Source organism: Solirubrobacter ginsenosidimutans, from assembly GCF_027587205.1.
This window is the reverse complement of sequence record NZ_JAPDOD010000138.1, coordinates 1-829: the sequence shown is the minus strand read 5'-3', so window position 1 is coordinate 829 and position 829 is coordinate 1. Positions and strand designations below refer to the sequence as shown.

Genomic DNA, 829 nt, shown 5'->3' with positions numbered 1-829 from the left:
CCGAAACAGTCGCGGAGGAAGTGGACCGTGCAGCGTTGCCAGGCGCAGCCGAGGACCTTGGCGATCGCCGCTTTCAGGCCGGCGTGCGCGTCGCTGATAGCGAGCTGGACGCCGATCAGGCCGCGCTTGACCAGGCCGCGCAGGAAGCTCGTCCAGAACGCTTCGGTCTCGGCCTCGCCGACGTCGATGGAGAGGATCTCGCGCCGGCCGGTCTCGTGCACGCCGTGCGCGATCACCAGGGCCTTGTTGACCACGCGGCCGCCGTCTCTGACCTTCTCCATCTTGGCGTCCAGGAACAGGTACGGGTAGCGGCCCTCCAACGGCCGCGTTCTGAACGCGTCGACGTGTTCGTCCAACGCGCCGCAGATGCGGCTGACCTCGCTCTTTGAGATCCGTAGCCCGAGGCTCTCCACGAGCTGATCAACCCGCCGCGTCGAGACACCGCAGACATAGGCCTGTTGCACGACCGCCAACAGCGCCTGCTCGGAGCGCTTTCGCGGCTCCAAGAAGCTCGGGAAGTAGCTGCCCTGGCGGATCTTGGGGATCTGCAGCTCCATCTCGCCCGCCCTGGTGTCCCAGCGCCGCGGCCGATAGCCGTTGCGATGCGTCGCGCGATCATCGGGCCGGCACTCACCGAGCTCCGCGCCGATCAACGCCGAGACCTCGATTTCCATCATCTCCGCAGCGACCGCCTTGACGGCCTCGCGGATCACGTCAGCATGCTCATCGAGCAACACCTGCTTGACGACCTCCTCGATCGTCATCCTGTCGGCACCGGCCACGCGGCACCTCCTTTGAAAGTCGAACCGTGAGAAGTCCGACGATCATC

General features: G+C 66.1%; 1 protein-coding gene. It reads right to left on the bottom strand.

Annotated features, from left to right (window positions below):
* Positions 1–782: IS256 family transposase (locus OM076_RS44525; protein ID WP_270046762.1), on the bottom strand; the 782-nt coding region annotated here is incomplete at its 3' end.
* Between the last annotated feature and the right edge of the window lie 47 nt (positions 783–829).